Annotated in this window: 14 protein-coding genes; 10 read left to right on the forward strand and 4 right to left on the reverse strand. The window is 65.2% G+C overall.

Annotation, left to right across the window (positions count from 1 at the left end):
- The first annotated feature begins 191 nt into the window (after positions 1–191).
- Both HY058_15400 and HY058_15405 read left to right on the forward strand, forming a co-directional pair.
- Positions 192–1,136 (forward strand): NAD(P)-dependent oxidoreductase, encoded by a 945-nt coding sequence (locus HY058_15400; protein MBI3498682.1) that lies wholly within the window; start codon positions 192–194, stop codon positions 1,134–1,136.
- Between the two features lie 23 nt (positions 1,137–1,159).
- Positions 1,160–1,966, forward strand: coding sequence for an N-acyl homoserine lactonase family protein (locus HY058_15405; protein ID MBI3498683.1), 807 nt, complete (start codon positions 1,160–1,162; stop codon positions 1,964–1,966).
- Between the two features lie 148 nt (positions 1,967–2,114).
- Here HY058_15405 and HY058_15410 read toward each other — a convergent pair whose 3' ends face one another.
- A complete protein-coding gene (locus HY058_15410) occupies positions 2,115–2,468 on the reverse strand; it encodes a GNAT family N-acetyltransferase (protein MBI3498684.1) in 354 nt (117 codons plus the stop codon).
- Between the two features lie 241 nt (positions 2,469–2,709).
- Here HY058_15410 and HY058_15415 point away from each other — a divergent pair, with 241 nt between their 5' ends.
- Positions 2,710–2,949 (forward strand): hypothetical protein, encoded by a 240-nt coding sequence (locus tag HY058_15415; GenBank protein MBI3498685.1) that lies wholly within the window; start codon positions 2,710–2,712, stop codon positions 2,947–2,949.
- The gene (locus tag HY058_15420; GenBank protein ID MBI3498686.1) at positions 2,946–3,398 is read left to right on the forward strand and encodes a GNAT family N-acetyltransferase; all 453 of its coding nucleotides are present in this window, start codon (positions 2,946–2,948) and stop codon (positions 3,396–3,398) included. The genes HY058_15415 and HY058_15420 overlap by 4 nt, the downstream gene beginning before the upstream one ends.
- On the opposite strand, the gene HY058_15425 is transcribed toward HY058_15420, so the two are convergent.
- Positions 3,395–4,525 (reverse strand): peptidoglycan-binding protein, encoded by a 1,131-nt coding sequence (locus tag HY058_15425; GenBank protein MBI3498687.1) that lies wholly within the window; start codon positions 4,523–4,525, stop codon positions 3,395–3,397. The genes HY058_15420 and HY058_15425 overlap by 4 nt on opposite strands.
- Between HY058_15425 and HY058_15430 the strand changes: the two genes are divergently transcribed.
- Positions 4,508–5,353, forward strand: coding sequence for an NAD(P)-binding domain-containing protein (locus tag HY058_15430; protein MBI3498688.1), 846 nt, complete (start codon positions 4,508–4,510; stop codon positions 5,351–5,353). The two genes, HY058_15425 and HY058_15430, sit on opposite strands and share 18 nt — an antisense overlap.
- Positions 5,354–5,426: 73 nt before the next feature.
- Positions 5,427–5,711, forward strand: coding sequence for a hypothetical protein (locus tag HY058_15435; protein MBI3498689.1), 285 nt, complete (start codon positions 5,427–5,429; stop codon positions 5,709–5,711).
- Positions 5,712–5,841: 130 nt separating this feature from the next.
- On the opposite strand, the gene HY058_15440 is transcribed toward HY058_15435, so the two are convergent.
- Positions 5,842–7,179, reverse strand: coding sequence for a hypothetical protein (locus HY058_15440; GenBank protein ID MBI3498690.1), 1,338 nt, complete (start codon positions 7,177–7,179; stop codon positions 5,842–5,844).
- A gap of 191 nt (positions 7,180–7,370) precedes the next feature.
- Between HY058_15440 and HY058_15445 the strand changes: the two genes are divergently transcribed.
- Complete coding sequence (locus HY058_15445; GenBank protein MBI3498691.1) at positions 7,371–8,801, forward strand: PAS domain-containing sensor histidine kinase; 1,431 nt, start codon at positions 7,371–7,373, stop codon at positions 8,799–8,801.
- Between the two features lie 379 nt (positions 8,802–9,180).
- Here the strand turns inward: HY058_15445 and ltrA are convergent, their stop codons facing one another.
- Positions 9,181–10,512, reverse strand: a complete 1,332-nt coding sequence (gene ltrA / locus HY058_15450; protein ID MBI3498692.1) for a group II intron reverse transcriptase/maturase — start codon at positions 10,510–10,512, stop codon at positions 9,181–9,183.
- An 876-nt stretch (positions 10,513–11,388) separates the two neighbouring features.
- Between ltrA and HY058_15455 the strand changes: the two genes are divergently transcribed.
- From HY058_15455 to cysC, 3 genes are read left to right on the forward strand one after another with little or no spacing between them, the layout of a single operon-like run.
- Complete coding sequence (locus tag HY058_15455; protein ID MBI3498693.1) at positions 11,389–12,174, forward strand: phosphoadenylyl-sulfate reductase; 786 nt, start codon at positions 11,389–11,391, stop codon at positions 12,172–12,174.
- Positions 12,174–12,968 (forward strand): sulfate adenylyltransferase subunit 2, encoded by a 795-nt coding sequence (locus HY058_15460; protein MBI3498694.1) that lies wholly within the window; start codon positions 12,174–12,176, stop codon positions 12,966–12,968. Before HY058_15455 ends, HY058_15460 begins: the two co-directional genes overlap by 1 nt.
- Position 12,969: 1 nt before the next feature.
- Positions 12,970–15,126 (forward strand): adenylyl-sulfate kinase, encoded by a 2,157-nt coding sequence (gene cysC / locus HY058_15465; protein MBI3498695.1) that lies wholly within the window; start codon positions 12,970–12,972, stop codon positions 15,124–15,126.
- Positions 15,127–15,282 lie beyond the last annotated feature (156 nt).

The raw sequence follows: 15,282 nt of genomic DNA on the forward strand, positions 1-15,282 counted from the left end.
AGACCCGCAAAGATGCTATCGAGGTGGCGCATGCCCGGCTTCCCTTCTGAGTCTCGACAACCAGAAGGTACCCGGCAATCGCAGGGTTTGCCGGGCATGCGCCTGCGACCAATCGACTCATTCCCCGGACACCCGTGCGCAGTCGCGGGGGAGGGAGTAAAAGACGCGCCCTCCTGTTCCCTCCCCCACGCATGTGGGGGAGGGCTAGGGTGGGGGCCGAGCCTAAAGCCGTGATCAAGCCGCCGGCGCCGATCGGGTTCATCGGGCTCGGCAATATGGGCGGACCCATGGCCCGGCGCCTTCTCGGCGCCGGCTATTTCCTCCATGTCCTCGACCGGGACGAGCGCCGCGTGCAGGCGCTCGCGAAACACCAACAGGTCAGCGCCGAGACGACGCCGGCGGGGCTCGCGGGTGTTGTGGCGGCGGTGATCATCATGCTGCCCGACGGCAAGATCGTCAGCGATGTCGTGCTGGGCAAAGACGGCCTCGTCCACGGCCTCAAGCCCGGCAGCATCGTCGTCGACATGAGCTCATCCGACCCGGTGGGCACCCGCGCCCTCGGCCGGACGCTGGCCCTGCACGGCATCGAACTCGTGGACGCGCCGGTTTCGGGCGGCGTCAAGCGCGCCCTCGACGGCTCGCTCTCGACCATGGTCGGCGGCGATGCCGCGGCAATCCAGCGCGTGCAGGCGTTGCTCAAGCCGATGGCGGGGCAGATCTTCAAGACCGGCCCGCTCGGCTCAGGCCATGCGATGAAGGCGCTCAACAACCTCGTCTCCGCCGCCGGGCTGTGGATCGCCGCCGAAGCGCTCCTGGTCGGCGGCGCGTTCGGGTTGAAGCCCGAGACCATGGTCGATGTGTGGAACGCGTCCACGGGGCGCAACAACTCGACCGAGAACAAATTCAAGCAGCAGATCCTCTCCGGCAGCTTTGCCTCGGGCTTCTCCTTGGGATTGATGGCGAAGGATCTGCGCACGGCCGCGAGTCTCGCAGAGGAGATGGGCGCCTTCGCTCCCTATACCGAGGCCTGCGCCAGGCTCTGGAGCGAGGCGGAGACGGCACTCGGCGGCGACGCCGATCACACCGCGGCGATCAAGTTCCTGGAGGCGCGCCGGTCGAAGCGCGCAGGCGACTGACCGCGCCTCCCGGAGACTCCCGCATGGCTGAAGCAGACCCCTACGCGCTCTACGCCATCCGCTACGCGCATATGGCGGAGCGGCGCGCGGCGGAGAATTTCATCGGCGGCGATCCCCATGACGGGCCGATGCCGATGGACTATTTCATCTGGGCCGCGGTCAACGCCTCGCATCGCTTCGTGATCGATACCGGCTTCAATGCCGAGACGGCAAGGCGGCGGCAGCGGCAATTCCTGCGTTGTCCGGCGGCGAGCTTGGCGCATATCGGGCTCGATGCGGGTGCCATCGAAGACGTGGTCGTGACCCACATGCATTACGACCATATCGGCAATTTCGACCTGTTCCCGAGGGCGCGGTTCCATCTGCAGGACCGCGAGATGGCCTTCGCCACCGGACGACATATGGGCCACCAGACCATCCGCTATGCCTTCGATGTGGAGACTGTCGTCGGGCTGGTGCGCGAGCTCTACCGCGACCGTGTGCGTTTCCATGACGGCACCGCCCTGCTGGCGCCGGGCTTCAGCCTGCATTGGGTCGGCGGCCACACCGCCGGATTGCAGGTCGTGCGGGTGTGGACGCGGCGCGGCTGGGTGGTGCTGGCCTCGGACGCCAGCCACTACTACGCCAACATGGAAGCGACGCGGCCTTTCCCCATCGTCTTCCACATGGGCGACATGCTGGAGGGCTACCGCACGCTGAGGCATCTCGCCGACTCGCCCCGCCACATCATCCCCGGCCACGATCCCCTGGTCCTGGCGCGCTATCCCGCACCCAGCCCGGCGCTTGACGGCATCGTCGCCCGGCTCGATGTCGAGCCTGGGACCGACTGATCATGCATCATTCCCCCTCCTCCACGCATCGCGTGGGGGAGGGTCGGGGTGGGGGCACTTGCATACGCCACGACGATGCCCCCGCCCCCACCCTCCCCCGCATTCGCGAGGGAGGGGGTCGACGACGAGTCGATCTGGATGGAGACGATTACGCGCGCTCCCACGCGTAGAGCGCGTCGGGTTGCTTTTCTTCATTGCCGCTGCCGTCGGTGGTCTTGACCAGCTTGAAGCCTTGCGCCTCGTAGAAGGCGATCGCCCGGGTGTTCTTCTGAAACACCCACAGGCGGAGCTTGCCCTCGGTCTCCATCGCTCGACGCAGCAACGACCGGCCGACACCCCGGCGGTGATGATCCGGATGGACATAGAGGTGGTCGACCCAACCCGGCCGGAAGGCGCTGAAGCCGACAATACCGGCGGCATCGACGACCCAGACCGCCGAGTCCCGGAGCACGTGGGCGGAGAAGAAGGCCAAGTCCTCGGCTGGGGTATGCAGTACCGGCAGATAGGGGAGCGCCGTTTCGCGAACCAACCGGAACAGCTAGGCGATCGCGCCGGCCTCCTCCAGTCGGGCGCATCGCGGTCGGAGTGGCTCGATGCTCAAAGAAAGGCCGCCTCGAGGGATTGCTGCCGGATGCCGGCGACACCCCGATTATAGGTTTTGCAGCGGCGGCGTTTCGTCGAGAAAATGCGCCAGGCTTGACAGCGGACTCATGGGGAGGCGGCTCGTCACCTGGAACTGCAACATGGCGCTGCATCGGAAATTCGCGGCGCTCCGGCGCCTCGACCCCGATATCGCCGTCATCTCCGAATGCGCCAATCCCCAGCGCCATTGGCTAAGCCGGATCCGCGGCTTCAGCGTCGGGACCTTCGAGGAGTGGTGCGGATCGGGCTTGAGCGACCATGTGCCGGTCGCCGTGGACATTGCGCTGGAAACCAAAGCCGTGGCGCCGGCGCCGGACGAGATCCCAGGAGAGCGTTCATGAGCAAGGATGGCGAAGGCGGGACCCAGGTGCCCCGCATCAGCATCGCCGATAGGATCACCCCGCCGCTCCGGGCGGCGATCGAAGACGGCCTGGCGGACTACAACAAAGAACGCGTCGGCCACATCGATTCCTGGCCGCTGGCGATCACGCTCTGCGATCCGGCGACGGGCGAGCCGGTCGGCGGCTTGCTCGGGCGGACCTCCCTGGGCCTACTGTTCGTCGATCTATTGTTCCTGCCGAAGAGCGCCCGCGGGCGCGGAATCGGTCGCCGCATCATGGCGCTGGCGGAGGCGGAGGCGAAGCGCCGCCACTGCACCATGGCCGTGCTCTACACCATGACCTTCCAGGCCCCGGAGTTCTATGCGGAGCTGGGATACGAGGCGTTCGGCCGGGTCGAGCCCGACCCGCCGGGTCAGGCCCGGATCTATATGAGGAAGAGGCTGGGCTAACCCTTCAACCGCGCCATGACCTCCGCCGTCGGCCGGTCGGTCACCGGCAGGCGCTCGCGGCGCTGATAGAGGTTGAGCGCGGCCCGGGTGCGCGGGCCGAGGACCCCGTCCGCCGGCCCGGGATCGAAGCCGTTCTTCGCCAGCGCCTTTTGCAGGAGCACGATGTCGGCACGCTCGAGCCCGGATTCCGGCCGGGCGGCGGGGGGACGGGATCTGGCGAGCTGCGGCGGCTGGACGCCGGAGCCGGGGAAGCGCGACATGGATTGGTATTGCCCTTCGATGCAGGCGCCATTGCCGATCTGGCAATCCCAGCGCAGCGCCTGGGGGATGCCCAAGAGGCTGCCGCCGGTCACCCGGCAGACGCAGACATTGCCGGCCCGGCATAGTCGCTCGCCGGCGCGCTCGGTGGTGCAGGCCGGCAGATCCTGCGCCAAGGCCGAGGCCGGGGCGGCCAGTCCAGCCAGCATGAGGAGGAGGGCGAAGCGGCGGCTGACGATCATGGGTTTCTCCCTCGACTGACGCCATGGTACCCGAGGGCTCAAGCTCTGCACGAATCGGACCAAAGAACCCCAGCCCCGACCCTCTCCCCCGCAATCGTGAGGACCCTCACCCTCCCGCGCTGAAGCGCGGGCCCCTCCCTCTCCCGCATTGCGGGCGAGGGGCCTTCTTGCTCCCTCTCCCGCGGGGGGTGGACTTTGGGGTCGGGGCCGCGAAGAGCGGACCGACGCGAGGATCACCCCCTCCCCGACCCTCCCCGGGCGGGAGAGGGACGGGGTGAGGGTCCTTGGCCTGTCCCTAATCCCGTGTCTCACACAGGGGGCCCAGTCCACGCGTGTCCCACCCTGCGTGCCCGGGACTGGGACAGCGGGACAGGGTCCTCTTCCCCCGATGGGCGGCCGCTTGCCGCCATGGGATAGTGTCGAGAAGACCGTGCCCGCAACCGATAGGCTCACTCGATGCGTATGGTTCTCCTCGGCAATCTCGTCTCCAGCTATGTCGCGGTCTTGGCGAAGAAGCTCAGCATCGCCTGCGAGCTGGTGCCGGTCCCCGACGGGGTCGAACCGGCGCGTCTCACCGACGCGCTCGCCACCGCCGAGGCGGCACTGGTCTTGGCCTGGGGCAAGCATTTGCCGCCGGCGCCTGAGCTCAAGCTGCTGCAGGTCTCCGGCGCCGGCTACGAGCAGGTGGATTTTGCCGCGGTGCCGCCGGCGGCCAGCATCTGCAACGCCTTCGGCCATGAGGAGGCCATGGGCGAATACGCGGTCATGGCGATGCTCGCCTGGTGCCACCGCTTCCTTACCTACAACACCGCCTTCCGGCGCGGCAGCTGGCGGCTGGGCAGCCGCTTCAACGGCCCCTTCCACGACGAGTTCAACGGCAAGACCGTGGGTATTCTGGGGCTTGGCCGAATCGGGCAGGCGGTGGCCAGACGGGCCAAGGCCCTCGACACCAAGGTGATCGCCATCAATCGCACGGCCAGGCCGGCGCCGGCCACGGTGGATCGGCTCTATCCCTGGGGGGAGCTGGCGGCGTTCCTCAAGGAATCGGATTTCGTCGTCGTCTGCTGCGCGCTCAACGAGGAGACGAAAGGCCTGCTCGAGGAAAAGGCGATCGCCCTCCTCGGGCCGGACGCGGTGGTCATGAATCTCGCCCGCGGTCCGATCATCGACGAGGACGCCCTCTACGCCGCCCTCAAGGAGCGCCGCATCGGCGGCGCCATCCTCGATGTCTGGTGGCGCTACCCACCGCTCGACGACCCCGAAGCGCCTCCCTCCCGCCATGAATTTCGCAAGCTTTCCAATGTATTAATGACGCCTCATGTATCCGGCTGGACGCATGGCATGCTTGATCGGCGGATGGCGCAGGTGGCCGAGAATGTGGCGCGGCTCAGCCAAGGACGGCCGCTTTTGAACGTGATCAGGCCGGGCGCTCGAGGGGCAATAAACGGTTTGTAAACGCCTGTAGCCACATCCTCCTGGCTGTGCCAATATGAATGATTGTCAACTCTTGCCCGCGGAGCCATAGAAGATGGTGGGTCCGATCAATCCGACGGCACAGCCGAGCATTCCGCCCGAGCTGTCCAAAGCTACTTCCAAGACACAGTCCGACTCGACGAAGAGTTCGTCGACGAGCACGCCGACCGACACGGTGAACGTGCCATCGGCCGGGCTCGGCAGCGACGGCGAGGTGTTGTCCAGCTTGGACGACGCGCGGGCGACGGCGAAGGCTGCAAGCAATCAGCTTGCGGGCCAGTCCCTGAACATCGCCAATGCGCGGACCCAGGGCCTGAGCGCGCTGTTCCGGGCCGCCTAGCCCATCTGATCGACCCCGTCTGATCAACAAGGGGGGGGCGTGACGCGCCGGCAGTGGCCGGCGGCGTTCCTTTGGCATTTCCGCCCTCCGTTTCGAGCGCGCCCCTCAGGATCTTCGCCGCTTGGAACCCTCAGGGGCGCTTCAAGGCGTAGCTGCGCCCGGGATCGTCCACCCGCGGCCCCACCACCTCGCCGTCGATATACTCGCAATGGGCGTAGCGCGCCGCGGTCGCGGCCTCGATCGAGGCCGCGTTGAGGAACATGATCCTGAGCTTGTGCCGGCGCGCGCCATCGGCCAGCGCCATGAGCTGATCGAATTCCCGCGTGCTCGGGTGCGCCAAGTGGCGGCCATCGATGGTCAAGGCGAGGATGCGCATGCCCCGATAGCGTTCGGGGGCATGAAAGCCGAGCGGCACTCTGACGGCGAAGCCGAGGAAGAACGGCGCCACCACCGCCAGCACCTGCAGGAACCGCGACTGCGGCACGCTCGCCGGGACCTGCAACACTTCCAAGATGAGCCGGCGCCGCGCGGTCCGAGGCAGCGCCCGGCAGGCCTCGACATAGGCATCGCGATGGCCCTTGGCCGTCAGGGTCTCGAAATTGGCGGGGATCAGCAGGCACGCCTTATGGTGCGGCTTCTGGGCGGCGGACAGCACCTCGGCGGCGGAGCTGACGAAGTGACAATCGATGTCGGTCTGGAACAGGCTGACGCCGTCCTCCGAGCGGTCGACGGCGCCGACGAGGCGGGCATCGTAGATCGAGACCAGGCGCTTGCGCACATTGGCCATGGGCCAATATTCGACCGCCGCCGCCCCAGACTTGCCGATGAGCCTGCGGGGGCCAGCCAGCGCCTCGGCCGCGGCCGCCTCGGCCACCGCGGCACGGATCGCCGTGGCGCTGAGCGCCAAGCCCGGCACGCTTTTCTGCAGGATCTCCACCGCCAATCCGCGGACCGTCACCTGCGCGCCTTCGAGGCCGACGGCGCTCAGCTTGGCGTTGACCTCGGCGGCGATCAGACGCGCCTTGGCGCCGGCTTCGGCCTTGCCGGCCTTGGCGAACATGATGACGTATTCCTCGTCGACCTCGACCAGGAAGTAGAGATCCTCGGCGCCGATGTGGTGGCGGATGGTGAGGTCGGTCAGCTGATGGATCTTCTGCTTGGCGCTCTCCCAGCGGCCGGCGAAGTGACGGCGTACATCGTCGAGATCGAGCACCTGCACGTTGCCGGCGACCAGGGGCTCGCCCGCGGGCTTGTTGCGCCTGAGGAAGGCGACCAGGCGCGTATGAAAGGCGGCCTCGTCGCCGGGCTCCAGGCGCTGCGCCGCCTCGGGCAGGCCCGCTTGCCCCGCGCCGCTCGGGGCGGGGGCGCTCAAGGGCGCCGGCTCGCTCATAGGTGCCGGCGCGCCGGCCCGGCGAAGATCGAGGAAGTCCGGCCAGTCGTCATCGTCCTTGCGATGGCCGCCGCTCATGCCGTTCGCTCCTCGCTAGAGACGCCGGCGGCCTTTCCGCGGCGGGCCTTCGCCGACGGGCTCAGCTCAGTCCCACGAGGCCGCACAGGCATTCGCAACATTTAAGCAAAATACCACGCCGGACAATATTTGTGACATGGATGCCGTGCTTAGCTCGCCGTGACAATCTAGGAAGAGCGAGCCGAACGAGCATGGAAGCGTTGAGCACCATGGACGCCGAGGACGAGCAAGGATCTGCGGCAGACGTCGTCGCCCGCACGCTGGACGCGCTCCTCGCCGTCGTCCCCATGCCTTTGGCGGTGTTCGACCGGCGCCGTAGCCGCCCGGTGGCGATGTCGCCGAGCTTCGCCGATGCCATGGGCGAGGCCTCCGGCCCCAACCTCGCCGCCAAGGCGGCAGCACTGCCCGGGGCCTCGGTCGGAATCTTCCCCCATCCCAACGGCGAGCGTTGGCAGGTGATCGCTCTGCCGCTCCAGGGCGGCCGCGATACCGAAGGCATGCTCCGCACGCTCTTCGATGCGCTGCCGGCCCTGCTCAATGCCAAGGACCTGACGTCGCGCTATCTGTTCATGAACGCCTTCCAGGCGCAGCTCTACGGCGTTGCGCCGGAAGCTGCGGCCGGCCTCACCGCCGGCGATCTCCTCGGCAAGAGCTATGGCGACTACACCAACAGCCTCGATCGTCGGGTGATCGAGACCGGCCGCGCCACGCTCCCCTATGAAGAGTCCTATGCCGACATGCACGGCACGCCCCGGCATTTCCTCACCACGAAGGTGCCGCTTCCAGATCATACCGGTCTGACGCGGGGCGTGGGCACGATCTCGATCGACATCGCCGAGCGCAAGCGCCTGGAGGCGGAGCTGGTCGAGGCTAAGCTCGCCGCCGAAGACGCGAGCCAGGTGAAGACGCAGTTCCTCGCCAACATCAGCCATGAGCTGCGCACGCCCTTGAATGCCATCCTCGGCTTTTCCGAGATCATCGCCGGGGAGATGCTGGGGCCCGCCGGCAACCCCGCCTATGTCGCCTATGCCAAGGACGTGATCGATGCCGGCCGGCACCTCTTGGGCGTCATCAACGACATGCTCGACATGGCGCAGATCGAGACCGGCGGCCTCACGCTGGTCGAGGCGCCCTTCGATGTCGACCAGGCGATCGCCGGTGCCGTATCGATGATCAGCCTGCCGGCGAACGCCAAGCGGCTGGACGTCGTCACCACGATCGAGCCGGGCCTACCGCTCATCGTCGCCGACGATCGGCGCGTCCGGCAGGTGCTGCTCAACCTCTTGTCGAACGCCGTCAAATACACGCCCGAGGGCGGCCGCATCGAGGTCAAGGCGGGACGCCTGGAGGATGGCGGGCTTGGCATCGGCGTCGCCGATACCGGCATCGGCATCGCGCCAGAGGACATGGAGGATGCGCTCCGACCCTTCGGCCGGGCGCAGTCCGCCGTGGCCCTTGCGCAGGAGGGCGCCGGCCTTGGACTGCCGATCTCGAAGGCGCTGATGGAAGCCCATGGCGGCCGCTTGACGATCGATAGCCGGCACGGCGCCGGCACGACGGTCAAGGTCGAGTTCCCGGCAAGCCGGCTCGGATCGGGCGCTCGGAGCCTGTCCGAGAAATAGACGCGGTCGCGAGGCTGCCGATATTGCCCGAATGCGCGGAGCCGGTGCGAGCGCCGCTTGGGGGCCGGCCTTCTTCAGCTCGGCAAGGTCGCTCCACGACTTAAGGAATTTGTCCGCCTCGGAACGTGCGCCTGTTGCAGCGAGCGGATGAAGTGGGGGGCTTCCGCTAATGGGCGTGAAGCGGACCTGCCAGCGAAATCGGTGAATCGACGCGAATGGTAGAGTCGGAGTGTAGCGCGGGTGGCGTTAGGTCGAGCCTATCTGTTGCCGCCACTTTCGTCTGGCGGTGCCTCACTAGCTTGCCCATTGCTCCCGTTTCCACACCCCGCTCATCGAACCGGACATGCAGATCTCCCGCATCCGGCTCTCGGACAAGATCTCACGCCTTCACCCATGACGAGCCGCGTCCGAGCTGGGTCAGGCGTACGAGCCGGAAGTGCCCGTAAAGGTGCGAGAGTGGATAGCTCCCGCCCTTGCGTCGCCTGACTTTGTGCTTGGATCGCAGCCACCGGCGCAACCGCACAGCCGTGTAGTTGTCGAGCGCGCGATACGCTTTGCTGGTGGTGCCGACACTGAAGTAATTGGCCCATCCGCGAAGCGCGCGGTTCACCATCTCGACGAGCTCCGTGGTCTCTTGCCAGCTACCCGCCCGGTCGGTCAGCGCGTGGACTCTTTCGACCATGCGCTTGATGCTCTTCTTTGACGGCCGGTAGCCCAGGCGGGCTTTTCCGGTCGTTGGAGAGTACATCCGCCCGAACGTGTATCCCAGGAAGTCGAACTCTCCGTCCGGAACCTTGCAGATCCGTGTCTTCTCCTCGTTCACCGTCAGCTTCAGCTTACCCATGATTTCGCGCAGGTGGTGCAGCGCCGCTTCGGCGTTGCCCCTCCGGCACAGGATCACAAGATCATCAGCGTAGGTGACGAGGCGAGTGCCGAGGCTTTGCTCAAGACCGAGCTTCTTCCACCCCAACACAAACCGACGCATGTAGAGATTCGCCAGTAGTGGTGAGAGGGGTGAGCCCTGTGGAATGCCGCGCCGGTGATCCCGCGCTTCGGTCGTACGTTTCTTCCGTCCTCGTTGGTCGGTTTCTTCCACGGCGCAGTCCAGCCACATCTTGATCAGATGCAGCACGCGCCGATCAACGATCCGGCGCGCCACCGACTTTAAGAGGTCGGTATGCGGAATGCTCCCGAAGTAGTCCGCGAGGTCAGCGTCTACGACGTCCGGGTGGCCACGGAACACTAGCTCCTCCACCTCTACGACAGCCTGCTGGGCGTTTCGCCCGGCGCGGTAGGCGTGGATTTCCGGCGGAAGATCGGCTTCGAAGATCGGCTCCAACACCAGCATCGTTGCTGTCATGCAGACCCGATCCCGCACGGTCGAGATGCCCAACGGCCTGAGTTTGCCGTTAGCCTTCGGTATAAACACTCGTCTGATTGGCTCTGGCAGGTAGGTCTCTTGCCTGAGCGCTAGCGCCAGTTCAGCCAGCCACCGCTCGACCCCAGACGCCTCGATGTCCGCAAAATCCTGGCCGTCTATCCCCGGTGCGCCCTTGTTGGAGCGGCACTGGGCATAGGCATGCGCCAGAATATCCTCACGGCTGATCTTGTCGTACAGGGCGTAGAAGCGATAGCCGGCTTCTGCCTTCGCTTTCGCGTGTAACGCCGTCTGTAGTTTCTGAACACTTTTCGGAGTTGCTAGGTTGCCCAATCTCCAGGTCCCTCACCACGTCTTGCGTCTGTCTTGAACTGAGGCTCCTTCCCTCCGCCGGCATTACCCGGCTTCATCGGTACTATGGGCCTCTCCGCCACCCCAGCGCGCCCGGCCTGTCCCTCACGGGCGTCCGGTTGATCATCCCTGATCACGCATTGGGGCTTCCCGTGTTGCATACGCTTTCCTTGTGTGCATGCTGCCGCCACTACCCCGGTGCAGCGGCTGGGCGTGCTCGTCGCTCATCTCACCCAACCGTGTCAGCCTTCCCCGGAAGGGTCACCGGGTCGGCCTGCACATCGTCCTTTTCGAGGCTTGCTCGGCGTTCACTCGCGTTGCGGCCTGCACACTCGCGCGGTCACCGTATGTCGTGACCCGCTATCCGAAGGCTTCAGACATTTCGTCACCTCCATGCCTGCTCCGGTTGCTTCCGGCTGGAGCGGTCGCCGGGTGGGACTTGCACCCACTGGAAAGCGCCGCCTTTTCACGGCGCACACCCAATGCGGACATGACACTCTCAGCTAGCTATGACTGATTCCGAGCTCAGCTGAAACGATGATGCATGGCTGCACTAGAGCTTCATGATCATGCACTCCATGTGGTGAGCACCGCACGGTTCTGCTGTCCATGACGCTGTATTCAACCCCTTGGTACCTGCGTCACAGCTAGATTAATTGCCGATGGTAGATGATCCCGTTTGTCCATCGAGCCAACGTCGTGGGGGCGACTGCCGACCGTAGATTATCTAAGCGGCAACGCTAGAATTTATGCCGCGCGAGATGCTGAGCGATGAGTAGTGTTCCAACAGATCGTCACGCTGGCGCATCCGGGTCAATTGGTTTGGTCGATGCGCGCCATATTCAGGTTGCGAATCCTATGTCTGCAATTCCTGGCCAAGATCTGAGCTGGCGCGGTAGAGGATCCTCAGAAATTGCCTCCACGTCGACTGTGGCCCTGCTGTCGCACGAGCTCGCGAGCGAATTGGGACATCTCCCCGCGAGGAAGTTGCTCGAAAAGCTCATCCGCGAGGTATTTCCCGATCGAATCGCTCTCGTCTCCTCCTTCGGGATCGAGGCCGCGGTGCTGCTCCATATTGTGGCGGAGATTGATCCGGCTACACCCGTCATCTTCCTTGATACTGGCAAGCTCTTCGCGGAGACGATACGCTATCGCAATACGCTCGTGCGCATCCTGGGTCTGCAGGACGTCCGTTCGATCGAGCCGGATCAGGCATTGCTGCGCGCTAGCGACCCGAATGGAGGCGCCTGGCGATCGAATCCTGACCTCTGCTGCCACATTCGCAAAGTGGAACCGCTGGCACGCTCGCTTGCCGGGTTCAAGGCGTGGATCAACGGGCGCAAGCGCCATCATGGCGGCCCCAGGTCTGCGCTGCCGCTGATCGAAGCGGTCGATGGTCGCATCAAGATCAACGCCCTTGCGGCATGGGGCGCCGAGGAGATCGAGGCATATTTCTCAGTGCACCAATTGCCACGGCATCCCCTCGGTGATGACGGCTACCGCTCGATCGGCTGCATGCCATGCTCCGATCGAGTGGCGCCCGGTGAGGATATTCGCGCCGGTCGGTGGCGCGGTCGGGAGAAGACCGAATGTGGCATCCACCAGACCTCCAGCCACCACTTTGCGAATCCGAGAGAAGAATGATGGACGAACTCGATTGGCTCGAAGCGCAGAGCATCTACATCCTGCGCGAAGCCTATAGCCGCATCGGCGAGCCGGTACTGCTGTGGTCTCTAGGCAAAGACTCCAACGTCATGATCTGGCTCGCGAAGAAGGCGTTTCTCGGAAACATCCCGTTCCCGGTTATGCACCTTGATACCGGTCTCGAGTTCCCGGAGGTCTATGCCTTTCGCGACCGCTACGCCACCGATTGGAACTTGAATCTGATCTCCGACCCCTGCCCACCGATCGAAGAGACCGACCCGACGCTGCCCCCGGCCTCGCGCCTGTCGGCCAGGAAAACCCTTGGTTTAAAGCAAGCCCTCGCGCGCTACGGCTTTTCCGGCGTCATCGCCGGCATCAGGCGCGACGAGCAGGCGACCCGTGGCAAGGAGCGCGTGTTCAGTCCGCGCGCAGAGGATGGGCAATGGGATTTCCGCGATCAGCCGGCGGAGTTTTGGGATCAGTTCACCGCCGAATATCCCGCCGGCGTGCATGTCCGCATCCATCCGCTGCTTCACTGGACCGAAATTGACATATGGCGCTATATCGCCCGCGAGAGGATTCCCGTCGTGCCGCTGTATTTTGCCCGCGATGGCATGCGCTACCGCTCGCTTGGCGAGATCGGCATTACCTTTCCGATCGAAAGCCAGGCCAAGGACATTCCAGCGATCATCCGTGAGCTGGAGTCGACCCGGGAACCGGAGCGGGCGGGCCGGGCAATGGACCACGAGTCCGAGGATGCATTCGAGCGTCTCCGCGTCGCCGGATACATGTGACATGGCTCACGATGTGATCCCGCTCGTTCGAGCGCCGCATGGCCGCGCCATGCCGATCGTCATCGTCGGTCACGTGGATCACGGCAAATCGACGCTGGTCGGCAGGCTGCTGCACGACACGAACTCGCTGTCCGACGCCAAGGTAGCGCAGCTACGGGCCATGTCGGCCAAGCGTGGCCTCGATGTCGAATGGTCGTTTTTGCTGGACGCGCTGCAAGTCGAACGTGACCAGGGTATCACGGTCGATGCCACGCAAGTCTGGTTTCAGACCTTGCGGCGGCGCTATGTCATCATCGACGCGCCCGGCCATAGAGAATTTCTTCGCAATACTCTAACTGGCGCGGCGAGCGCCGACGCGGCGATCCTTGTCGTCGACGCAAAGATTGGAGTGAGCGAGCAAACCCGACGACATGCCTATTTGCTGAATCTTATCGGCCTGAAGCAGGTCATCGTCGCCATCAATAAGATGGACCTTGTGGGCGGCGACCGCGATCGTTTCGATGACGTCGCCTCGGAGGTTGGCGAATATCTGGCTGGAATAGGCGTTCGGCCGTTAGCGAGCATCCCGGTGTCCGCCAAGCACGGCGACAACATCGCTACGGCTTCGGCATCGATGCCTTGGTATCGTGGGCCGAGCCTGGTCGAGGCGCTCGACGCCCATGAGCCGTTGCCACCACCGGCACAAGGGCCGCTGCGGCTTCCGGTTCAGGACGTGTACCGCTTAGGCGACAGGCGCGCGATCGTGGGACGGATCGAGAGCGGGCGTCTCAGCGTTGGAGACGAGCTGCGCTTCGCGCCCCATGGCGCCACGGCCCGCGTTGCCAGTATCGAGGCATGGGGTCGGGCCGAGCGGCAGGTCTCGGCAGAAGCGGGAGAGAGCGTCGCCATTACGCTTGACGAGGAGCTGTTTGTCGAACGAGGGCACGTGGCGAGCAACCTCGACGGGCGCCCGCTCGAAACCTCGGTCGTCATTGCCAAGGTGATCTGGCTGGACCGTCAGCCGTTGGTTGCTGGTCGACGTTTGTCTCTCCGCCTCAACACCGCCCGACATGATGTGACGGTCGACGCAATCGAGCGGGTCATCGATGTCGATACCCTTACCGATGCCGCGGCCGACCGGGTGGATCAGAATGGCGTGGCGCTGCTGCGGCTGCGGAGCAAGCGACCGATGCTGGTCGACAGCTTTGCCTCCAGCCCGCGAACGGGGCGTGGCGCCTTGGTCGACGGATACCGGGTTGTCGGAGGCTGCATCGTCGAGCAAACATTGGTCGATTCTGTCGACAACACCGCAGAGCGGAGGCTGACATCCGACGTTCGCGGGGCGAATGGCGGGGATAGTAGCCCGGTGATCTGGCTCACGGGGCTGTCGGGCGCCGGCAAGTCGACGCTGGCCACGGCGCTGCAACGCCGGTTCACGGCCCGTGGGCTTCGCTCTCATGTCCTTGATGGCGACGAGCTGCGCCGAGGTCTCAGCAGCGATCTCGATTTCAGCACGCAAGCGAGGTCGGAGAACGTCCGACGGGTAGCGGAAGTAAGCCACCTGTTCGCCGAAGCCGGCATGACTGTGATCGTGGCGCTGATCTCGCCTTCGGCGGCCGACCGCGCGCATGCGCGCAAGATCGTGGGCGGAGGCTTCCGTGAGGTTTACGTACGGGCCGATCTCGAAACCTGCCGGTCGCGAGATCCCAAGGGTCTCTATGCCCGTGCCAAGGCGGGCGAGGTCAGGCAGTTCACGGGAATTTCGGCGCCCTATGAGATTCCGACCGCCCCCGACCTTGTCCTCGACACGACCGGCGCCAGCGTCGAGCGATCGGTGGGGGCGTTGGAGCAGTTTGTCGACACCAACTTTGGGACGGGTCGGGCGGCTAAAGCGTTGAACCCGGAACCCGAAGCCGGTCGCCTCGCCAAGCGGGCCGCCGCCATGCTTCGATCAAGTGAATCCCATGCGCGCTCTATTGCAAAGGCGGTCAGCTGGAGAGCAACCGGAAGCCTCGATACGTTCGTCGTGGCGCTGTTGATCACAGGCAATACGAGGCTGGCCGGCGGCGTGGCGGCCACTGAGTTGCTTACCAAAATTGGGTTGTACTATCTCCATGAGCGCGTATGGGCGCTTTTGCCTTGGGGCCGGCGACGGACGGTCGAATTGCAAGGACGATGACTGGGTAAGGCCGCATCTGTTAAGGGTTATCAGATGCCTGCCCGGCACGGAGAGTGCGGCGGGTTCTGAGGGCAGGCGTCTGATAAGCCTCAGGGGAGGAAACCGCGGGCAGGAAAGGGTGCGACGGTGCGGCGGGTTCGAGCTATGGGGATTTGA

It is taken from the genome of Pseudomonadota bacterium (genome assembly GCA_016195085.1).
Taxonomy (GTDB): domain Bacteria; phylum Pseudomonadota; class Alphaproteobacteria; order SHVZ01; family SHVZ01; genus JACQAG01.